This window comes from Psychromonas sp. (genome assembly GCF_041586535.1).
Taxonomy (GTDB): Bacteria; Pseudomonadota; Gammaproteobacteria; order Enterobacterales; family Psychromonadaceae; genus Psychromonas.
On the sequence record NZ_JBFGZY010000002.1, the window covers coordinates 1 to 22,766 of the forward strand.

The following is a 22,766-nucleotide window of genomic DNA, read 5'->3' on the forward strand; positions in this document are numbered from 1 at the left end:
CAGAGGGTGTAACGCTCAATGTATCGGCCAGCATTACAGATCAAGCAGGAAACACGTCAGCATCAGATGCTGATTCAGTGACAAGAGCCGATGAGACGGCGCCGGGCGCACCGACGGTTGTGATCAGTGAAGATGGCAATAATGACGGCGAGCTGAGCAACAGCGAAATCAGCGGGGACACGGATATCACCATCGGCCTGCCAAGTGGTGCGGTTGAGAACGATGTATTGAACGTCACCATTGATGGCGTGACCAGCAACGTCACCCTGACGGCGGCGATGATCGCGGCGGGCGAATACACAACCAGCGTGACCACCCCGGCGGAAGGTGAGGCCCTGAATGTGTCAGCAACCCTGACCGACCAGGCGAATAATACCTCGTTGAGCGGCAGTGACAGTGTTACCCGTTTGGATGAAACGGCGCCGGGCTCACCGACGGTTACCATTACAGAAGATAGCAATAATGACGGCGAGCTTGTCAATGCTGAGATCTCTGGCAACACAGACATCACCATCGATTTACCGGCAACAGCGGTTGCAGGTGATACTCTGAATGTCACTATCGATGGCACAACGACGCCGGTGACCCTGACTGCGGCCATGATCACTGCGACACAATATGTGATATCAGTAGCAACGCCAGCAGAGGGTGTAACGCTCAATGTATCGGCCAGCATTACAGATCAAGCTGGAAACACCTCAGCATCAGACGCTGATTCAGTGACAAGAGCCGATGAAACGGCGACGGGCGCACCGACGGTTGTGATCAGTGAAGATGGCAATAATGACGGCGAGCTTGTCAATGCTGAGATCTCTGGTAACACAGATATCACCATCGCTTTACCGGCAACAGCGGTTGCAGGTGATACGCTGAATGTCACTATCGACAGCACAACGACGCCAGTGATCCTGACTCCGGCAATGATCACAGCGACAGAATATGTGACATCAGTAGCAACGCCAGCAGAGGGTGTAACGCTCAATGTATCGGCCACCATTACAGATCAAGCAGGAAACACGTCAGCATCAGATGCTGATTCAGTGACAAGAGCCGATGAGACGGCGCCGGGCGCACCGACGGTCACCATTACAGAAGATACCAACAATGACGGCGCGCTTGTCAATGCTGAGATCTCTGGCAACACAGATATCACCATCGATTTACCGGCAACAGCGGTTGCAGATGATACGCTGAATGTCACTATCGACGGCACAACGACGGCGGTTATCCTGACTGCGGCAATGATCACAGCGACACAATATGTGACATCAGTGGCAACGCCAGCAGAGGGTGTAACGCTCAATGTATCGGCCAGCATTACAGATCAAGCAGGAAACACCTCAGCATCAGACGCTGATTCAGTCACCAGGGCCGATGAGACTGTAGATCAGGATATTACAGGTGGCGATACCAGCGGTATTCTTACTGAAGATACTGATAGCGATGTTGGTAATGACGAAGTTGATATTCAGCTGGAACTTGAAGGCAGCTTAACCATTAATCACGGACTCTTTAATCCTACAGCAACATTTACCAGCAGCACTAATACAGCAGGGACTCAATTGGGCGCCTTGGTTACTGATGCGGCCGGAAATTGGTCTTATGAAGTGGACAATGCTCTGGTACAGTTCCTCGATGCGGATGAAACGATAGTTGAAACCTATACGGTGACTACTGCTGATGGTAAAGATAGCCAAACCATTAGCATCACAATCAACGGGGTAGATGATGTTCCAACCGTTGACGTTGCTAATAATATTATCAATATATCAACCAACAGCACGCACGAATTAAGTACCGCTGACTTTAGTTTCAGTGATGTGGATGGAAGTGATGAGCTTGCGTCTATTACTGTGACCTCTCTTCCCACTGACGGTGAGTTGAAACATTTTGACGGCACTGACTGGAATACAGTGATACTGGAGCAGGTGATTTCCGCTACGGATATTGAAAACGGTTATTTGGTGTTCTTACCTGCTACCGATGAAACTAATATTACAGGAACGACTACCAGCGCAAGTGAAGAAACTGCAACAGACATCTATTCAGTATTTGGTTTTACGGTTTCTGATGGCACCAGCAGCAGTGCGCAAGCCACTATTACCTATAGCGTGAATAATGTGCTTTCTGTGTCTGATCCATCGCCAGTAGACGAAGGATCGAGTGTGGCTTTTGTTATTCAGCTAAGTGCTGCTCGCACAGTTGATACAGTATTGGATTTGAGTACTGGTGGAGACGCCACTGCCGTGGATGATTATGAAACGCCGCTGCAGTACCGGATGCAGAATAGTGATGGCAGCTATAGTGATTGGACGGATGTTACGGGCAATCAAATTACTATCACCCAAGGTTTAACCAAAGCTGAGGTAAAAGTTAAAACCGAAACCGATATTGTTTCTGATGAAGCTGAGTCTCTGACGCTAACGGCTAGTATTAATGGCTACTCTGAAAACGATATGGCCAACATCAGTGCTACCGGTGAAACGTCGATCAATGATAAACCATCATTGCAGGTGGAAGCGCCGAGTTATATCAGTGAGGGTAATACCGGTATTTTTGAAATCAGTCTCAGTGATGTGAAAAACACCGATACGGAAGTGACTATCTCATTCAAAGGGGCGGCAATTCTGGGCACTGACTTTGAGTACAGTATCGATGGCGGTATTACCTGGATTAGCTCTGCCAGCAGTACAATCACCATTCCAGGTGATGATGATTATTCGCAGGGTTTTGATGTGTATGTGCGCACTGACAGTGATGGCAACAGCGAGTCTGACGAGAAAATTATCCTGATAGCCACCACCACTGACAGCGGTATCGCCAATAACGGTGAAGAGGTTGATGGTAGCAGCTATATCGTTGAGGGCGTAGAAATAACCATAAACGAAGACCAGGCTGCGAGTGCTGTCCTAAGCGATGATACGACCTACACCTATAAGATTCTTGGTCAGCCGGAGAATGGCACACTCAGCGATTCTGGCGGTGTGATCAGTTATACCCCGAATGCTAACTTTTCTGGTACAGATTCTTTTGCCTACAGTAAAACCAACGTTGTTGGTCAGACGGTAACCGGCATTGCAACTGTAAATGTCAGCGCCGTTGCTGACGCACCGACGATATCTATCACTATTGGTGAGGCGACTAATGGCGATGTGAGCGAGGATGCGTCAGAAAAAATCACTAATGGTGATTTCTCTAACTATACTTCTGCATCAGGAAATGGGGGAAGTGCTGTTGATGCAGCACTGGATGGCTGGACGATCACGGCTTCGACTGGAAATATTGATATTGAATTAATTGATGATGCTGCACACTTATCAGGAGACAAGAAGAAAAGCTTCACTTTGGATCAAACCTTAGACTTGGTAGCGGGCGAAGAATATACATTAACCTTTGAGTATGGGCTTGCGGATAGTGGGGCTACCGCAACGATGGAAGTGGAAGTTAACGGTACTGTAGAGTCTACCTACACAGAAACGGATACTGGAGCCAACACTGGTACCTATGTCGGTTCGATTACGTTTACGGCAGTTGGTGGTGGTAGTGATGTGATCTCTTTTGCAGGTAAAGAAAACAACGATACAGGCCAGGGGGATGGTTTTGGTATGTTGCTGGATAATGTATCTGTCGTAGAAACGCCTGTTCAATATTATAACTACAATATCGACATCGATGTTGCGCTAACTGATACTGATGGCAGTGAATCCCTGCAGGATATTTTGATCAGCAGTAGCGATGTGCCTGCCGATGCCGTGTTGACACTGGAAGATGGCAGCGAAGTAACTAAGGTGGTTAACGGTAGTACCTACGAATGGTTGGTGACAGAAGCTAATCTTAGCGGACTGGTATTGACCACTGCGACGCCGGGTGAGGCATTTACACTCACCGCGGCCGTAACATCCGCAGAGATGAGTGACGGCAATATTATCGCGACTTCAACAGCGGCGACAGATACAGATACGGCTTCTACAGTTATTCCTGTCTCCACGGATGATGCGCCGACCATTGGCAATAGTGAAATATTGATCTCTAATGAATCGGGTTTCGATTCTGGAACACTAACCAATAGTATTCCCACTTATTTCTCAATAGATGCGCCAAACACCTTCTCCTGGAATGAAGATAAAACAGTTTTCCCTAACATGGTTGTTAACGGGCAGACAGTTGAACTGACTTTTGATGACGCAGCAGGTACTGTTATTGGCTCCATTGATAACGGAACAACCACGGTCTTTACCGTCACTATTGTTCTTGATGAAACAAACGGCCAGACCTCGGTGAGCTATAGCCAAAATGCAGATTTGATCAGCGTGGAAGAAACTGTTGATGGCGGTATTGTCCTGCCCGGTGGCGGTAATGGCGATAGTCTCGTACTGACATTTAACGATGCCGGTGGCAGTGTCGCCCTGGACGCCGTGTTGACCAGCGAAAATACTCTGGACGGCACTTCCGATAACACGGTAAATACCAATAATTATTATATTGGTGTCGACAGCAACAATATGAATGCGGGTGATAAACTGACCATGGACTTTGCGGCGTCGGGAGCCGTCTATGAAGACGGCAGCGGGACTTCCAGTGCTAATTCAGTGTCTAAGATGACTATCAGTTTGTTCAATTTTGACAGTAACACCAGCCGCAGTAACCCGGATGAGTTGACCATTACCATCACGGATATTGAGGGTACGGTTGATGTGCTGAATATTGTTAATTCTGACCTAAGTGCAGACAATCTGTACACCATTACAGCGTCCTCCGGGTTGCCTATCAGTAAACTGGTTTTTGAAGGTGGCAGCTCCAGCTCATTTAAGCTGGGTGTTGAGTCTATTTCTTCAATTACCAGTGAAGTTGACTTTGATATGGTGCTGTCTTATAACGTGACCGATGTGGATGGTGATACGGACAGTGGCCTGGTGACTATAACCCTCGACGGCGATGATCTGTTCATTTACGACAGCAGTGCTGCGCGAATTGATGCTGGTGATGGCTATGATACTTTGTTGCTTGAAGCTAACGAGATGATAAATTTTGCGGTGCTCGATGATGACCGGGTTAAGAATTTTGAGGTTATTAATCTCAATTTGGATGATGACGATGGCAATACGGCGCATACCCTCTCGGGAATGACTCTGGCGGATGTGGTCGGTTTAACCGACAGTGACAATGAATTGAAAATTATGGGTGACGCAGCAGATAAAGTTGAGTTGGCATGGGATGGTTCGGGTAATAACTGGACTTCTAATTCAACGGTGACTGAAGACAGTGTTACTTTTAATGTCTATACCCATGCGGATGATGTCAGTGTTACTCTCAAGGTTGAAGAGGGTGTTGAGGTCAGCACCGATAGCCTCGTACTCACCGCCGGGGCTGGAGAAGATACATTTACCGGTGGAGACGGCGCTGATACCTTTATCTGGCAATCTGCTGATAATACGGTAAGTGACCATATCAGCAACTTTAATGCTACTGAGGATACACTTGACCTGAGTGACCTGTTGAATGTGGAACTTGGAGATAACCTTAATGATTTCTTAAATTTTACTTCTGATGGCACAAATACCACTATCGATATTTTTGCAGATGGTGATGCATCTGACGCAGGCACGCCTAGTCAGACTATTGTTCTTGATGGTGTGAATTTAGGCAGTGATGATGTCACTGTTATCAACGCGCTGTTTGAGCCGGATAATAGCGGGGCGTTAATAATCAGTGATAGCAGTGAAATCAACCAGTCTGTGGAGATCCTCGATATCCCTGAATAAAAATTAAAATGTCTCTGCAGTTGGCTCAGGTAATAGCATATTTGTAGTAATTATTACCTTTTACCTGAATCATCTGGGGCGCGGACTTTAGTCTGCATATTGTTCTTTTTTCTTATGCGGACTAAAGTCCGCGGCCCAAAACAGTAAAATATTAGCTTTTAGGCAAAGAATAGCTAAAAAATAAGTGTTTACACTTAACCTGAGTTATCTACATAAGCATGAAAATTAATATCAGTGGATATTGTTGCACCAAGAGCAACTATTTGCGTTGCTCTTGGTGCGCAGAACTGCGCTTTAACAGTTATTTTCAACTGATGTTATGCCGGGCAGGGATTTTCGCTTTGCTATTTAAGTTAAAACAGGCATTCTGAACCTAAATTTTTGTAAGAGTAATTTATTTAATGCAACAAACTTCCGCACAGCCAAAGCAATGGACAATTAACGCGACGCAGCGTAGTACAGAAGATCCGCTGCTGGACTGTCTGGTGCTGCTCAGTGAATCGTTCGGCAATCCCTGCTCTGCAGAGGCATTATCTGCCGGTTTGCCTTTAACCGGGGTAAACCTGTCGCCGGAACTGCTGCCGCAGGCGGCCGCCCGTGCCGGTTTAAGTGCAAAATTAAACCGCAAGAGCCTGGATAATATCCCTGCGATGTTATTGCCTTGTATTTTACTGCTCAAAGATCAAAAAGCCTGCGTACTGCAGGAGATAGATATTCAGGCAAACAAAGTTGTGGTCACCTTGCCGGAAACGGGCGGTGAAGAGACGATGACCATTGAAGCATTGGAGTCTGTGTATGTGGGCTATCTGTTTTTAATTAAACAGCAATACAGTGGCGACCGTGATTTTGATGTGCATGTGGCAGATACCAAAAAGCATTGGTTATGGGACACCATTCGCGAGTCCATTCCTATTTATCGTGATGTTATTATCGCTTCGATATTGGTTAATATTTTTGCATTAATATCGCCCTTATTTGTAATGAACGTTTATGACAAGGTGGTGCCCAATTTAGCGTTTGAAACCCTGTGGGTACTCGCCATCGGCGGTTCTGTCGCTTATATCTTTGATCTGATTTTAAAACAGCTGCGCAGTTATCTGATTGATATGGCGGGTAAAAAAGTTGATATTCAGGTGTCTTCAAAACTCTTTGCAAAAATCATCGGCATTCCGCTAGAGAAAAGGGCGGCCAGTGTTGGCGGGATGGCAAGGCAGCTTGGCGAGTTTGACAATGTGCGCGAGTTTTTATCCTCGGCGACCATTACCGCGTTAGTGGATCTGCCTTTTTCTTTTCTGTTTGTGTTTATTATCTGGATTGTTGCCGGCGATTTGGCGCTGTTCTGCATTATTGCCACGGTTTTAATCCTTGGATACAGCCTGCTGGTGCAGCCTAAATTACGCCGTGCCATTGAAGAGAGTAATAAGTTTTCAGGCCTGCGCCATGGTCATTTGGTGGAGAGTTTATCCGCAATTGAATCTATTAAAGCCAATGGTGCGGAAGGTATTGTACAGAACGCCTGGCAGCAGATGCTAGGCCATACTTCGAACTGGCAGTTAAAAACCAAGGTGATCACCAATTCCGTGGCGAATGTTTCCGGTTTTATTGTGCAGATGACGGTGATTGCGGTGATCATACTTGGCGTATACCGGGTTTCCGAAGGGCTGATTTCGATGGGGGCAATTATCGCGGCGGTGATGCTGTCCAGCCGCGCTATCGGGCCGATGGCAAAAATTGCCGCATTGATGACCCGTTATAACCAGACGGTCACTTCCCTGAGGCAGCTTGACGGCATTATGGAGCAGGAAGCTGAATTTGAAAATAAAGGGCACCTTGCCAGCCGCGCTAAACTGGCCGGTAATATTGTGATGGAGCATGTTGCTTTTAACTATCCGAATGTTGAAAAACCGGCTTTATATCCGCTGTCGCTGAGTATTAAACCCGGTGAAAAAATCGCTATTATCGGGCGCAATGGCTCGGGGAAAAGTACCCTGGCAAAAGTGCTGCTGGGACTGTTTCAACCGACCCAGGGCAGTATCCGCTACGATGGATTACACCAGGGGCAAATTCATCCCGGTGATTTGCGACGTAATTTTGGGTATTTGGCGCAGGATATTGTCCTGTTCCATGGTTCCATTAAAGACAATATTTTATTTGGTACCCGACAGGTGACGGAATACCAACTGATGCGCGCGGTACAACTGTCCGGGGTGAGTATGTTTACCGACCTTGAGTCACAAGGGCTTGATCAGCAGGTGGGCGAGGGCGGTAAATCTTTATCACGCGGTCAACGTCAGGCGGTCGCCTTTGCGCGCGCTATTTTAAATGATCCGCAGATTTTGCTGCTCGATGAGCCCACCGCCAGTCTAGATGCGCGTGCGGAAAAATTATTTATTCAGTCTATGACCCAAACCGTGCAAAACCGCACGATGTTGTTGATCACCCATAAAATGCACCTACTGCAGCTGGTTGACCGTATTATTGTGCTGGATAAAGGGCGTTTGGTTGCAGATGGTCCTAAAAAAGTCATTTTGGAGCAATTAAAAAATGGCACATTAGCGAGCGCTTTTAAAGGGACTAAATCATGAAAATCAGCAAGCAGGATTTAGAGATGGCGGATGATGTTTACGGCGCTATTTTAACCCAGACGCCGAGCATTCATCGTTTAACCATTTGGTCATTAGCGGCACTGTTTATCTGTTTTTTTGTGTGGGCCTATTTTGCCGAGCTGGATCGTGTCACCAGAGGCGAAGGTAAGGTTATTCCGTCAACCCAGGTACAGGTTATTCAGAGCCTTGATGGCGGGATTTTACAGGAACTTTATGTAAAAGAGGGGATGCTGGTTAAAAAAGGGCAATCATTAGCGCGTATCGACGATACCCGTTTCCGCTCGGATATGGCGCAGCAGAACCAGGAGGTTGATGCCTTGCGGGCCGATATTATTCGTCTGCGGGCAGAGCTTAGCAGTATTTTAGTGGCCGATGTGCCGGACTGGCAACTGCAGATTAAATTCAACAGACAAACCCTACAGTTTCCTGATGATCTTAAAGAAAGTGCAATGAGTTTAGTGTTACGTCAGCAGGATGAATATGAAGGGCGGTTAACTAATCTTGAAAATCAGGTTGCTATTTATGCACTGCAGATTGAGCAGCGGCAGCAGGAGATGATGGAGATTAATTCCAAAATAACCACTCTGGAAACCAGCCTGACACTGGTTAACCGGGAGCTCAAGTTAACCCGTCCCTTAGCCCTGAAAAATATCGTTCCGGAAGTTGAGTTAATACAACTGCAGCGCTCGGTAAATGATATCAGCGGTGAATTAAATGCGCTGCGTCTGGTAAAACCTAAATTGGCGTCATCTTATCAGGAGTCAATATTAAAGCGTCGTGAGGTGGTACTGCAATATCGGGCGGAAGCTCGTGCAGAACTTAACAAGTTACAATCTGACTTCTCTAAAATAACCGAGGCACAGGTTGGTGTGCAGGATAAAGTCTCCAAAGCATTAATTACTTCGCCTGTGGTAGGTACTATTAAGACGCTGCATATCAATACCTTAGGTGGCGTGGTCAAACCCGGGCAGGCGTTATTAGAAATTGTGCCCACGGAAGATAAGCTGCTGGTTGAGGCCAAGATTATCCCCAAGGATATCGCTTTTATTCATGTCGGTCTGCCGGCGAGAGTCAAAGTAACCGCCTATGATTTTACCCGTTACGGCGGGTTGGAAGGGGTGGTCGAGCATATCAGCGCAGATACTACGCAGGATGAGGAGGGCAATAGCTTTTATATTATCCGGGTGAGAACAACAGAATCGATGATGCGCAACAGAAACCAGGAAGAGATGCCGATTATTCCGGGTATGATGACCACAGTCGATGTTATGATCAGTAAAAGAACGGTACTTGAATATATTCTAAACCCCATTTTAAGGGCAAAAGAGATGGCACTGCGAGAGTATTAAACTTTTATTACTCAGCAAGATAAAAACAAAATAAATGGAGTTAAGATGACGTCCTACACTTTCAAATCAGGTCACAAAGGGATAGCGGCTGTTTTATGCTCAGCGGTTATTTTTTCTACGCAGGTTAACAGCCAGTCATTGGAGCAGGCGGTTGCCCATACGTTAGATACACACCCAGAACTGCGCATTGCTTATACGCATTTTAAAGTGAAAGAAAAACAGGTTGATCAGGCACAAGCCGGTTACTGGCCAACGCTGGATGCCACTGGGGGCTACGGTTATGAATATACCGACAGCCCAAGCACCAGAAGCGCAGGTGATGGTGATACCACAAAAAGTCTCGACCGCAGTGAGCTGGGGCTGAGTTTACAGCAAAACCTGTTCACCGGTTTTCATACCAGTAGTGAAGTGAAGCGTACCAGTTATGCCACCAGTGCTGAGCAGTGGCGCCTGCACAGTAGTGCGGAAAATTTGGCACTGCAGATCAGTAAAGTTTACGTGGAGTTAATTAAAGCGGAGCAGTTAGTCGAACTTTCAGAAAAAAACCTTGCTACTCATCAGGAAATTTATAATCAGATTAAACAGCGCGCCGATGCAGGTTTAAGCAGCTCTGCTGACTTATCACAAATAAATGGCCGTCTTGCTAATGCGCATTCTAATCTTATTGCCGCAAAAAATAATTATTTAGACAGTAAGGCGATGTTTTATCGGGTTGTTGATCAGCAGCCGGATAACTTAGTGACTCCGGTTCCCGATGCGTCTTTGTTACCGGCAGACGAAGAAGCGGGTATTAAAGCCGCGATTGCCAACCATCCGGTGATTAGGTCTGCTGAAAATGATATTCACTCTGCGCTGGCGCAACACGATTCGGCTAAATCCGCCTATTATCCCAAGGTTACCCTGGAAGTAGAGGCAAATTATTACAATGATATCGATGGTGCTGATGGCCGCTCGAGCGGTGTCGGTGGAGAGAATAACGAAGTGCTGGCCATGGTGCGATTTTCCTACAACCTTTATTCCGGCGGTAAAGATCAGGCATACGCGAAAGAGACTGCCTATAAGATGAGTGAAGCGAAGGAGCTTAACCGTGATGCCCACCGTGAAGTAAGGGAAAGTTTTATCCTTTCCTGGCATGCTTTTGAGCAGTTAAATCTGCAGAAAAAATATATAAGAATGCATGTGGAGTCTGCCAAGGACACCCAGTCTGATTATAAGCAGCAGTTTAAAATTGGCCAGCGTACGCTGCTGGATCTGCTGGATACGGAAAATGAGCTGTATCAAGCACGCAAAGATTATGTAGAGGCGGAATTTGACGAAATAATCGCACAATACCGTGTTTTAAATTCAATGGGTGTATTGCTTGATGCATTACGTGTAACACGTCCATCCAGCTGGCAGGGTGAACGACAATTTGAAGGAGGAGTACCTCAATGAAAAAATTTCCTGCTCTTTTTTTAGTGTTTTTTGTTTCAGCCTGTAGCACACAGGTTATCGATATGACCGAACAGCCAACGCTGCAGAAGTATGACTTAAGTGACCTTGAAAGTGATGGGGTAATTGAAGCGCGTGATAATTGCCCGAATACCGTTGTTGGTGAACAAATAAATAATACCGGCTGTGGTGTTACGACAACGCAAGTTTTACAAAAAGAATTAAAGATTAACTTTGAAAATGCTTCTTCTGAAGTGGCTGCAGAGTTTTTTTCCGAGATTGCAATTTTAGCAAATATGATGAAAAAATATCCTGAGACTCAACTTACTATTGAGGGACATACCAGTAAACAGGGCAGTGCGGCATATAATAACCGTTTGTCACTGCAGCGTGCAGAAGCGGTTAAAGATATTCTTATTAGCCGTTTTGCAGTAGATAAAACACGTATCACCGCAATAGGTTATGGCTTTAAGCATCTGCTGGCAGAAGGTGATAAGGAAGAGATTCATGCGCGCAATCGCCGTATTGTCGCGCTGCTAAGCAGCACTAAAATCATTAACAAAGGGATGAAATGGACAATTTACAGCGTTGATGATTCTGCTCAATAATATGGGCTGTAGATGCTAAGTGCTCTGCGTAGAGCATCATCGCATTTATGCGGCGGCTTACTGCTACTGATTAGTGTCGGTGTGCTTTGTAGGCCGTTCTCGTTGTTATTGGATGAGCAAAAAATTATCAGAGCACTTGCTTTGAATTATGGAGAGCGTGCGGCCAAGCGGGGTAAAGCCTGGTTTAATATATTGCACTCAAGCGTTCGATTAGACGAAAAGGAAAAATTAAACGAGGTTAATAAATTTTTTAATATGCTCTACTTCGTTGATGACCAGAGGCTTTGGGGAGAAAGTAATTATTGGGCAACTCCGGTTGAGTTTATCGGTGTCAATGGCGGGGACTGTGAAGACTTTGCAATCGCTAAATATTTTACATTATTAGCCCTTGGTATCGATCCTGGAAAAATGCGTATTACTATGGTTAAGTCATTGAAACTTAATCAATATCATATGGTGCTTTCCTATTATGAAACACCAGCCTCAGTGCCTTTAGTGCTGGATAATTTAGATGCTGAAATAAAACCTGCCAATCTGCGTCAAGATCTTTATCCTGTTTATAGCTTTAACGGTACACAACTTTGGCTTAATAAAGAAAAAGGACGGGGTGTGCTGGTTGGTAATTCGGAATCTCTTCAAAAATGGACAAATTTAAATCAACGTTTGAGCGTTTCAAAGATGAAACAACCCAAGTTGAGAATGGAGTAACTATTAAATGACCCTGTTTAACCAGATAAACTCATTATTGCTGGGACTGTTTTTGCTTGTACTGTCCAGTTTATTTTATTTTCAGTTTAGTGAAACAACGGCATTCATGAGTAATCAAATGGAGTCGGATCTTAACAATACCAGTACCTCTTTAAGTTTGATGCTCAAACCTCATCTTGAAACCGGCGACGTGGCGACGGTCGAAACATTAATAAATGTTATTTTTGAGGGAGGATTTTATCAGAATGTCAGCCTGACATGGCTTGCCGACCAAAAACAGCAGGTATGGCAAAACCCGCACAGCATAGAGGGGGTGCCGCTGTGGTTCGTTAATTTGGGGCTATTTAAAGGGCAAATACGGGAAACCGTTATTACCTCGGGATGGTTACAGTTGGCGACGCTGAAAATAGAATCAAACCCGGCGATTGCTTATCGTGAATTATGGCGGATTATGCACAAAATGGTGCTGGTTTTGGTGGCTATTTTTTTTATTTCAACACTGCTATTCCGGTTGCGATTAAAAGCAATACTGAAACCTTTAGACGCAGTAGCCGCTCATGCCCATAACATTGCCCAGCGCAACTTCAGTAAAAATTTGATCTTACCTAAAACAACAGAACTTAAAAAAGTAGTAGAGGCAGTCAATGCCATGTCAGGACAGTTAAATTTAGTGTTTAACTCTCTGGATAATCAGGTCAATTTATTAAAAAATGAAAAATTATTTGATCCTGTTTCACAACTGCCCAACAGGACACATTTAACCGGGCAATTAAATAGCTGGTTAAATGATCCGGGGATTGGCGCGCTCTTATTAGCTAAATTTGACTGGCTTGATGAAATCCATAGAAAATTTGGTTATCAGGTGCGAGATCAGAGCATAAAAATTCTGGCTGATAAACTACAGGAAAGTTTGCCGCAAAGTTTTATTGCCCGTATATCAAATACTGAATTTGCATTTCTGGTAACGGATGCAACTCATCAAGAAATTTGCCATTATTTACAGTTGTTAATACGTTTGATCAATCAGGAAATATTGAATGCAGGCTGTGTTCCCAACCGTGATTATGCTATCGGTATAAGTGCAAGAACCGCTAATATCACCCGTGTTGAATTATTATCTCAGGCAGATCATGCCCTGCAGAAAGCGTTGTTAGAAAATCAAATCAGCAAATGGTTTCAGACAGATCAGGAGCAGGAGTTTACTCAGGAGGAATGGCGTGCTCGCCTGGAAGAAGCGATTGCCAACAATCAGTTTACCTTCCAATGGCAGCCTGTACATATTCTGGGTAGTGCTCGTGTTATGCAGCGTGAGATCTATTGCCGTTTACAAATCGCTGACAAAAACACACGTGCGGCTGAGTTTATGCCCTACGTAGAGCGTCTAGCTTTGGGGCATCAGCTTGATAGGTGCATATTAGAAGCTATTATTGCCGATAAAATTTTAGCTCTGAATAAAGACCCCGTGGCGGTGAATCTGACTCGGGACAGTATACTGAATAGTCAGTTTCATACCTGGTTAAGCACGTTTTTAACTGATATTGCAGATCCGCATCTGATCCAGTTTGAATTGCCGGAAGCGGGCGTCACCAGTTGTCTGGATGAGGCGATTAAACTCACCACTATTATAAAAAATGGCGGCGCTCAATTTGGTATAGATCATTACGGTCAGCAGGTAGGGACCCTGGAATACCTGCAGTTATTAAAACCGGATTATGTGAAATTGGATATTTCTTTGTCCGGTTACCAACGCGAAGAGGCACAAGGCAATCTGCAAAATCTGGAGCTTTGCCGGGCATTGGTGAATATCGCACAGGGGTTAGAAATTAAAGTTGTGATCACCGGTATTGAAGATGAGCAACATCTGCATCAGTTTAATACACTGAAGATTGAAGGTTATCAGGGGTACATCTCCGCCCCTGTTGCTATCTGATTTTCTCCCGTAACAACCGCACTGAAAGACTGAGGTTATTTCATCTCAGTCTTAAATTCAGCGTAAACAATTTCTCCTCTACCTGCATTTGCAATTTGTGCTACTATCGTCAGCAATTTTATTAATAGCTTTTCGCTTAATTAAATCGGCAAAAACTGGAAAGTAAAAATTGATGATAACGCCGTTGTTTTATTAATTTTAACCAGCAAAGTTGATTAGATATTTATGCAGCCAGGTAGATAGTCAAACTGCTTGAAGATGCAGAAATGAGCAACATTAACGAATAATGAACAAGGGCACTGCAGATATGATCCCAAACTTATCTTATCAAGAGAATATAAAACAAGATTACTTCGCATTTTTAACTGCGTTAAGCGCAACAAACTATTCAGGTGAAATAGAAAAAAGTTACGCCAGTCGTCTTGCTGTGGCAACAGATAACAGTGTTTATCAATGTTTGCCGCAGGCGGTTCTCTTTCCCCGCTCAACCCAGGATATTGTTGAGATTTGTAAACTTGCCCAAGGTGATGAATTCGCTAACATCCGTTTTTCTCCCCGCGGTGGCGGTACAGGCACCAACGGCCAGTCTTTAAGTAATGATCTGGTGCTGGATCTGTCCCGCTATATGAACCAGATTGTCGAACTGAATGAAAAAGAGGGCTGGGTGCGGGTACAAACAGGGGTGGTGAAAGATCAATTGAATGACTTTTTACGCCCTTACGGTCTGTTTTTTTCACCTGATTTATCAACCAGTAACCGCGCCACTATCGGCGGCATGATCAGCTGCGATGCTTCCGGTCAGGGATCCCTTGTATACGGCAAAACCAGTGACCATGTTCTGGCATTAACTTCTGTATTAGTTGACGGGCAGGTCTTAGAGAGTGCGCCTGTTGAAGGTGAAGCCTTAGCGGAGCAAAGTGCGCGTCAGGACAGTATCGGGGCTATTTACCGTCAGGTGGTTGAAACCTGCGCGGGGAAACAGCAGCAGATTGAGCAGGGGTTTCCCAAGCTGAACCGCTTTTTAACCGGTTATGATTTGAAGCATGTATATGATCCGCAAACCGGTGCAGTGGATTTAACGCGTATTCTATGTGGTGCAGAAGGGTCGTTGGCATTTATTACCGAAGCCAAATTAGATGTGCAGAAAATCCCAACTTATCGCACCCTGCTTAATGTTAAGTACGATAGTTTTCAATCGGCACTGCAAAACGCGCCTTTTCTGGTTCAGGCTAATGCGCTATCGGTGGAAACAATCGATTCGAAAGTTTTAAACTTAGCAAAACAGGATATTGTTTGGCATAGCGTCAGTGAGTTGATTACCGATGTACCGGGTCAAATTGTTGATGGCTTAAATATCGTTGAATTTGTTGAGGAAGATAAGCAAATCCAAGATAAAAAAGTCGCTGATTTGGTCGCAAAATTAGATACATTGATTGCCAATAAAGAAGCGGGGCTGATCGCTTATCAAATTTGCGAAAATCTGGCTGATATTAATAAAATTTATGGTATGCGTAAGAAAGCCGTAGGTTTGCTGGGTAATACTGCCGGCAGCGCAAAACCTGTCGCTTTCGTTGAAGATACCTGCGTACCACCGGAAAATCTGGCCCCTTACATCAATGAATTCCGTCAGTTATTAGATGATCATAAACTGCATTACGGTATGTTTGGCCATGTTGATGCCGGTGTGCTGCATGTCCGTCCGGCATTGGATATGTGCGATCCTGAGCAGGAAAAAATGATGCGTACCATTTCCGATAAAGTGGTGGCATTAACATCAAAATATAAAGGACTGATGTGGGGGGAACACGGTAAAGGTTTCCGCAGTGAATATGGCCCTGAATTTTTTGGTGAAGAGTTATTCACTGAATTACGTAAAATTAAAGCGGTATTTGATCCGCACAACCGGGTAAATCCGGGGAAAATCTGTACGCCGCTAAGTTCACAAGAGCTGTTGGTCAGCGTGGATGCGGTTAAACGCGGCACCTTCGATCGGCAAATACCGATTGCGGTGCGTGAAAGTTTTAAAGAGAGTATCGACTGTAACGGTAACGGCCTATGCTTTAACTACGATACTAAATCACCGATGTGTCCGTCGGTTAAAGTGACTAAAGATCGCCGCCATTCGCCTAAAGGCCGTGCGGGTTTAATGCGCGAGTGGTTACGCCAGCTGGCAAATAATGAGATTGATGTATTACAGCTGGAAAATGATCTGTATGCGGGTAAAAATGCCTCTCTATTCAGAAAATTTACCAATACGCTTGCTAAACGTAAAGGGGAATACGATTTTTCCCATGAGGTGATGGAAGCGATGCAGGGCTGCTTGGCCTGTAAAGCCTGTACCAGTCAGTGTCCGATTCAGGTTGATGTGCCGACTTTCCGGGCGCGCTTTATGCACCTTTACCACGGCCGTTATTTACGTCCGCTGAAAGATTATTTTGTCGCCTATGTTGAGCAGTACGCACCATTAATGGGGAAATTGCCGGCATTTTTTAACTTCTTTATGGGTATGAAGCTGACCGCCACATTAACAGAAAAATTTGTCGGCATGGTGGATATTCCGCTGCTTTCCAGTCCGACGCTGGTTTCTTCACTGAACAATAAAGATGTACTTGAGTTTGATTTAAGCAGGCTGCAGGCATTAAGCGAAGCTGAGCGTCAGCAGTATGTGCTGATAGTGCAGGATCCTTTTACCACCTATTATGATGCCGATGTAGTAAGAGATGTAGTGCTAACCATCAAGAAGTTAGGCTATAAACCGGTAATCCTGCCCTTTAAGGCCAATGGTAAACCGCAGCATATTAAGGGGTTCCTGGATAAATTTGCGAAAACTGCTAAAAATGCGGCTGACTTTTTGAATCAGATGGCAGCCCTTAATATTCCTATGGTCGGGACGGATCCGGCCATGGTCTTGTGCTACCGTGATGAATATAAACATGCGCTGGGTGAAAAACGCGGTGACTTTAATGTACATCTTTTTCAGGAATGGTTATTGCCGCGTTTGGCGGGCGATAAAAAGGCTGCAGGCGGTAAAGAGTACTTCTTATTCGGTCATTGTACCGAGGTGACTGCCGAGCCGACTTCCAGTGGCGACTGGGCGAAAATATTTAACCATTTTGGCGCGCAATTAACCAATGTGCCCGTGGGGTGCTGTGGTATGGCGGGCACCTACGGCCATGATGCGACTAAACTTGCTGACTCGAAGGCGATTTATAGCCTGAGCTGGGAAGCTGAAATTGCCAAACGCGAACGGGCGTATTGTTTGGCGACGGGGTATTCATGCCGCAGTCAAGTCAAGCGTATTGAAGGACAAACACTGAAGCATCCCGTTCAGGCGCTGTTGGAAATTTTATAAGCGAAGAGTGGTTGGACAAATGTCGATTTGGAAAAAAAACACGGATTTGACGCGCTTAAATGCCACCAGTGAAAATACGTTAACCGCTCATCTGGGGATTGTATTTACCGAAGTGGGGGATAATTATTTCAGCGGTACAATGCCCGTGGATCATCGCACGGTGCAGCCTTTCGGGCTGCTGCACGGCGGTGCATCGGTTGTTTTAGCGGAAACCTTAGGCAGCGTCGCCGCGAATTTGGCTGTGCCTGCCGATAAGATCTGCGTTGGTTTAGAGGTTAATGCCAACCATATCCGCAGTGTTAAATCCGGACTGGTAACGGGTACGGCAACCGCGCTGCACATCGGTTATACAACACAAATCTGGTCGATTGAGATAAAAAATGCCAGGCAGCAGCTGGTGTGTATTTCACGCCTGACCATAGCAGTGATAAATAAACCTGTCACTGAATAAACTTAGAAGGCGCCTGACTGGCGTTTAGATGGTTACAGACCTGCTTAACAGCAACAGGAAGAAAGCTGCCAGCAGAACGCTGTCAGCTTTTTATAAACAGTTAAAATGGCCGTGTGGTAATTGACTGCCGGGCAAATAAATAATAAAGAGAAAGTTATGATTAAAATCGGTGCTTATAATGAGCTCACTATTATCAAGCAGGTTGATTTCGGCATGTATCTTGACGGCTACGAAGAGGGCGAAATTTTATTACCCCGCCGTTATGTTACTAACGATATGCAGGTCGGGCAGAAAGTGTCGGTATTTTTGTATTTTGATTCCGATGATCGTTTAATTGCCACCACGCAAAAACCAAAAGCGGAAGCGGGGCAATTTGCCTCACTGAAAGTTATTGATACTAATAAAGCGGGCGCATTTTTAGACTGGGGCCTGCCGAAAGATCTGTTGGTGCCTTTTAACCAGCAAAAAATCCCGATGAAGCAGGGTTACGGTTATGTCGTTTATATTTATCAGGACAATATCAGTGAACGCTTAGTGGCATCTTCCAAATTGGATCGTTTTTTAGATATAGAGGAAGCCTCTTATAAAGTAGGCGATAAAGTTGATTTGCTGATCGCAGAAAGAACCGACCTTGGCTTTAAAGCGATTATTAATAATAAACATTGGGGGGTTTTATTCCCGAGTGAAGTATTTGGTGATATGGGCATTGGTAAAAAATGCAAAGGTTATATCAAACAGGTTCGTGAAGACGGAAAAATTGATTTGACTCTGACCCAAGTGGGTTATGGCAAAATAGATGCGTTAGCAGAGCGGATTGTCCAGACCATGAAACTGCATCAGGGGTACCTGCAGCTTTCAGATAAAAGTTCACCGGAGCAGATTGCCAAAATTTTAAAAATGAGCAAAGGGAATTTCAAAAAAGCAATTGGTCAGTTGTACCGTAAGAAGCTGATTAATATTGAAGATAATGGTATCCGTTTAATAGACTGAGCTGCACGAGTTAACACATAAACGGCGGGTCGTTTAAACGGCCGGCCGAATCTGCTCCGTTAAGGTTGCTGCGCTGGTTTGACCACCTCATGGGAAATAATATGCACGTCCCGTTGTGGAAACGCAATAACCACTCCCGCAGCTCTGAAACGTTTATCAATCTCTTTATGTATCTCGGTAATGGTACGTAAACGATCCCGTTGTTTAGCGACATAAGTCCTTAAATTAAGTGATAAATAACTATCGGCAAATTGTTCAAAACTGACATAAGTTGCGGGTTCATCAATAGTACGCTCATTATCCTTAGCCACCTCTTCGATAATTTTCATGGCTAATTCCACATCGCTGCCGTAGGCAATACCAACGTTTATTATTATCCGCACCGTCTCATCAGTGAGTGTCCAGTTAAGCACACGTCCGGTAATTAATTCCTTATTGGGAATGAGCAGTTCTTTTTCATCAAAGTCTCTGAGGGTAGTGGCACGAATACGAATACGTACCACTGTACCTGATAAATTTTCTGAGCCTCCTATGGTAATCACATCGCCCACTCTGATTGGGCGTTCAAATAATAATATTAGGCCGCATATGAAGTTAGCGACTACTTCTTGTAACCCGAACCCGATGCCGACACTTAATGCCGCAAACACCCAGCCCACACGTGCTGAACTTATGCCCAGTAAGGTCATGGCGATAATAAGCGTTATGATTACGATGCTGTAACGCGTTAACGTGACAATCGCATAACGCGATCCCGGGCTTATTTTGCCGCGTTTAAGTAAGATAATATCCAGCAGAGAAGGCAAATTCCGGGAGAGGATATAACCTGCCATACTGACCAAAAGGGCGATTAGCACCTCATCAAGTGTGACGGCAATCAACACCTCTTTACCGTCAACCGTTAAGCTTTTATTCCATAGTTCGATATCTTCTAGGAAGCTTAAGGCCGGTAGCATCTGTCCCCAAATACCGATTAATCCCAATACAGTTAACACTAACGCCGCGGCATTGATCAGCCTTCGCGTGTCGCCATCCAATGTCTTTAAATCAATTTCATGCTCTAATAACTCCTCGTGGCTTAAATCATGTATTTCACTCCCTGCTGATTTGGTGCGTTCCATTTCAGCTTTTCGTGCAATCACTAAATTATCATAGGTCAGTCTTCTGCTGGTAATTAGTAACCAGCGTTTTAAAAACGAACGAAATATCCACACAAGCGCAGCGAAGAAAATAGAAAAATACAGGCGATCACTTATGACACCCGCAGTATAGGTGTACCCCGCCAAAAACATAATCACTATCGCGGCGGGTAAGCACATGGTTAAGAAAAATATCATTTTTCGGGTTTGAAATGCGACTTCTGAGTGTGTCGTATGTGCCCGATACAGCAAACCGCGTCTGGGATGTAAAATGCTGACTATGATGATCACCATTATCGACATGATGGCGAAATGGCTTAATATTGCCAGGGATCCCCCCAATGTTGCAGGGAATAAGTTGATCGCACTGAGCGTAATAAAATAACAGGGAATGGCAAAATAAATAAACAAATTCAATTTTCGGGCATACTTTAGCAAGCCTTTTACTGTCCGTTCAAAATGTATTTCTGCAACGCCTTGACTGATACAGAGCATTTTTAAAAACTGTACAGCGAAAAGTGAGATAGCAGTATAAATACCTGCGTTAGCAATTTCGACAGAAATATTGGTCGCGGTTGCCGGTAGTTTGAATGCCCAACTGAGTGTGAACAGGGTGAGTCCCCAAGGCAGCGCCAATAAAGTAGTGTAAATTAACGCGTTGACAGTATGCAGGATACTATCTTCTTTAATCTGGCCGACCTTTGTTGCACAAAGTCGCAATGCGGTGAACAGATCACGGCGTATAAATAATAAAATCAGTGCCAGCAGCAGGGGAATAAAAAGAAAGAATATATCCTGTGCGCTGAGGTTCTTCATATTTATTAATTCATTTTTCAAATGAGTCAGATATTGTTTAAGCTCAGAGGGTAGTTGGGTGAAGATAATAAAATTAAAAGCGGGACTGCTTTTTAGCCAAAGCAGGTGCTTGGTTAAATAATCATCATAATCTTGTGTTGTAGTAATTAATTGCAGATATCTGGCCGCTAAATCATATAACCCGCGCCGCTGTACCTCATCATTGGTGATTGCTCTTTCCAGCATAGTTTGCCGGTTTTCTAATAATTCGGACAGGGTGTCCGCATATTCAACACTTTTATGGGTATCTGTGGCCAGTGTTTTAGCCAATGCCTGCTCATTTGTATTTAGCATCTCTTCGTGATTGAATAAACGCAGACTGACTTTGTCAATATCAGCAAGTAGCTTTTTACGCGATGCTATGTATTTTTTACTATCCGGCAGTGTTTCTCTTTGCGCACGCACTGACAACGCTATAAATGAAGAATCACTCTCCAGTTGCAATTTTTGCCGTGCATTGGTGAAGGCCCCCGACACCTGCAGGGTTAACTGACGCTCTGTATTGTCTTTGTCTAATAAGCTCTGCAGTTCATTAAGCTGCAGTTGCAACAGATCAATAAGGGTCAAATTCTGCTTTGCCAGTTCGCTAAGATACTTATCTTCTGCAAGGGCGCTGTTCAGCACGGCATTAGCAGATTCAGATATTTTTTTTACGGTTTCAGCGCGTTTATTAAAAACATGTTCACGTAAAAATGCGATGCGCATTTCTGTTCTTTTCAGTTTTGTTGTTTCATTTTGCTGCTGTTCACGCAGAAGATTTAATAACAAACTGTTGCTCACCAGCTCCTGATCCAGCATGGTCAGTTCCGTTTGCAGGGCTTTAAATTTGGACTCCCAATACCAGTTGTAAGCCTCAGTAAATAAAGGGCTCTTATTCGCTTGTGGGTCCATCTGTTTTTCACTGAGTTGCGCCATCTCCTGGCGGACACTGTTAATTCTCTCTCTTGCCTGACTGGGTCTTGAAGTGCTTGCTTCTATGCGAGTGTTGATCGAACTCAGTTTTGCTTCTGATTCAGCGCGATTTATCTCCTCATCAGAAATCAGCTTTTCTAAGTTCGCCAGATTGGTGTATTGATTGATTTTTAATGCCGCTAAAGGATCTTTTGCTAAACGTTCCTCCTGTATTTTTTTCAGGGAATTTATCTCTTGAGGCGCACTCAATAATGTTTCCTGATATTTCTCCGTGGCCGTTGTGTATTGTTGAATAAGGTGCTGGTTGGCGATGCTGTCGCGATACAGCTGAATTAATGCGGCTTGTGTTTCCGCGTCGTATTCCTGAGATTTTGTTGCTGCTTCAATGCGCTCATTAAGGGTATCAACAGTTACACTGCTAACTGTCTGAGTAAGCCCCGAACAGCTAAAAAAAATAACAGCTGCCAATAAAATTAGTCTGCTAGCTTTTTTCATCGAAACTCCCAAGCCATTTACCCAAAACAGGCCGGAAAAATATCTTGACCTGCTGCGGAGATGGTAACGTAAAAATGAATCACAGCCTGTTAGAGTTTACACTAATTTAGTTCTTTAAAACTTTTAGGACGCTATCATTTTGATATTTTTATGTAGTGTCGATGGTGGTTGAGTAAAA

At 44.6% G+C, this 22,766-nt stretch carries 11 protein-coding genes; 10 read left to right on the forward strand and 1 reads right to left on the reverse strand.

The annotated features are described in order from the left end of the window. The first annotated feature begins 77 nt into the window (after positions 1 to 77). The 10 genes from ABZA00_RS00485 (at position 78) to ABZA00_RS00530 (ending at position 19,187) form a co-directional block, all read left to right on the forward strand. A complete protein-coding gene (locus ABZA00_RS00485) occupies positions 78 to 5,762 on the forward strand; it encodes a type I secretion C-terminal target domain-containing protein (RefSeq protein WP_372880176.1) in 5,685 nt (1,894 codons plus the stop codon). Positions 5,763 to 6,163: 401 nt separating this feature from the next. Beyond that, positions 6,164 to 8,347 carry a type I secretion system permease/ATPase gene (locus ABZA00_RS00490; protein ID WP_372880177.1) on the forward strand — a complete coding sequence of 728 codons (2,184 nt, stop codon included), beginning with the start codon at positions 6,164 to 6,166 and terminating at the stop codon, positions 8,345 to 8,347. Next, the gene (locus ABZA00_RS00495; protein ID WP_372880178.1) at positions 8,344 to 9,717 is read left to right on the forward strand and encodes an HlyD family type I secretion periplasmic adaptor subunit; all 1,374 of its coding nucleotides are present in this window, start codon (positions 8,344 to 8,346) and stop codon (positions 9,715 to 9,717) included. The genes ABZA00_RS00490 and ABZA00_RS00495 overlap by 4 nt, the downstream gene beginning before the upstream one ends. Before the next feature lie 45 nt (positions 9,718 to 9,762). Beyond that, entirely contained in the window at positions 9,763 to 11,151 is a 1,389-nt protein-coding gene (locus ABZA00_RS00500; protein ID WP_372880179.1) for a TolC family outer membrane protein, read from the forward strand. Further along, positions 11,148 to 11,756 carry an OmpA family protein gene (locus ABZA00_RS00505; RefSeq protein WP_372880180.1) on the forward strand — a complete coding sequence of 203 codons (609 nt, stop codon included), beginning with the start codon at positions 11,148 to 11,150 and terminating at the stop codon, positions 11,754 to 11,756. Before ABZA00_RS00500 ends, ABZA00_RS00505 begins: the two co-directional genes overlap by 4 nt. Before the next feature lie 12 nt (positions 11,757 to 11,768). Beyond that, a complete protein-coding gene (locus tag ABZA00_RS00510) occupies positions 11,769 to 12,464 on the forward strand; it encodes a transglutaminase-like cysteine peptidase (protein ID WP_372880181.1) in 696 nt (231 codons plus the stop codon). Positions 12,465 to 12,471: 7 nt separating this feature from the next. After that, complete coding sequence (locus tag ABZA00_RS00515) at positions 12,472 to 14,394, forward strand: EAL domain-containing protein (protein WP_372880182.1); 1,923 nt, start codon at positions 12,472 to 12,474, stop codon at positions 14,392 to 14,394. Positions 14,395 to 14,701: 307 nt separating this feature from the next. After that, positions 14,702 to 17,746 carry an FAD-binding and (Fe-S)-binding domain-containing protein gene (locus ABZA00_RS00520; protein ID WP_372880183.1) on the forward strand — a complete coding sequence of 1,015 codons (3,045 nt, stop codon included), beginning with the start codon at positions 14,702 to 14,704 and terminating at the stop codon, positions 17,744 to 17,746. A gap of 19 nt (positions 17,747 to 17,765) precedes the next feature. Then, positions 17,766 to 18,197 (forward strand): hotdog fold thioesterase, encoded by a 432-nt coding sequence (locus tag ABZA00_RS00525; protein ID WP_372880184.1) that lies wholly within the window; start codon positions 17,766 to 17,768, stop codon positions 18,195 to 18,197. 156 nt (positions 18,198 to 18,353) lie between these two features. Then, positions 18,354 to 19,187, forward strand: a complete 834-nt coding sequence (locus ABZA00_RS00530; RefSeq protein WP_372880185.1) for a S1 RNA-binding domain-containing protein — start codon at positions 18,354 to 18,356, stop codon at positions 19,185 to 19,187. Between the two features lie 59 nt (positions 19,188 to 19,246). Here ABZA00_RS00530 and ABZA00_RS00535 read toward each other — a convergent pair whose 3' ends face one another. Beyond that, on the reverse strand, positions 19,247 to 22,588 hold the full coding sequence (locus ABZA00_RS00535; RefSeq protein WP_372880186.1) for a mechanosensitive ion channel domain-containing protein: 3,342 nt from the start codon (positions 22,586 to 22,588) through the stop codon (positions 19,247 to 19,249). Positions 22,589 to 22,766 lie beyond the last annotated feature (178 nt).

Coding starts and splice junctions, on each gene's coding strand:
- ABZA00_RS00490 (WP_372880177.1), top strand. CDS start 6,164: ATGCAACAAACTTCCGCACAGCCAAAGCAATGGACAATTAACGCGACG.
- ABZA00_RS00495 (WP_372880178.1), top strand. CDS start 8,344: ATGAAAATCAGCAAGCAGGATTTAGAGATGGCGGATGATGTTTACGGC.
- ABZA00_RS00500 (WP_372880179.1), top strand. CDS start 9,763: ATGACGTCCTACACTTTCAAATCAGGTCACAAAGGGATAGCGGCTGTT.
- ABZA00_RS00505 (WP_372880180.1), top strand. CDS start 11,148: ATGAAAAAATTTCCTGCTCTTTTTTTAGTGTTTTTTGTTTCAGCCTGT.
- ABZA00_RS00510 (WP_372880181.1), top strand. CDS start 11,769: ATGCTAAGTGCTCTGCGTAGAGCATCATCGCATTTATGCGGCGGCTTA.
- ABZA00_RS00515 (WP_372880182.1), top strand. CDS start 12,472: ATGACCCTGTTTAACCAGATAAACTCATTATTGCTGGGACTGTTTTTG.
- ABZA00_RS00520 (WP_372880183.1), top strand. CDS start 14,702: ATGATCCCAAACTTATCTTATCAAGAGAATATAAAACAAGATTACTTC.
- ABZA00_RS00525 (WP_372880184.1), top strand. CDS start 17,766: ATGTCGATTTGGAAAAAAAACACGGATTTGACGCGCTTAAATGCCACC.
- ABZA00_RS00530 (WP_372880185.1), top strand. CDS start 18,354: ATGATTAAAATCGGTGCTTATAATGAGCTCACTATTATCAAGCAGGTT.
- ABZA00_RS00535 (WP_372880186.1), bottom strand. CDS start 22,588: ATGAAAAAAGCTAGCAGACTAATTTTATTGGCAGCTGTTATTTTTTTT.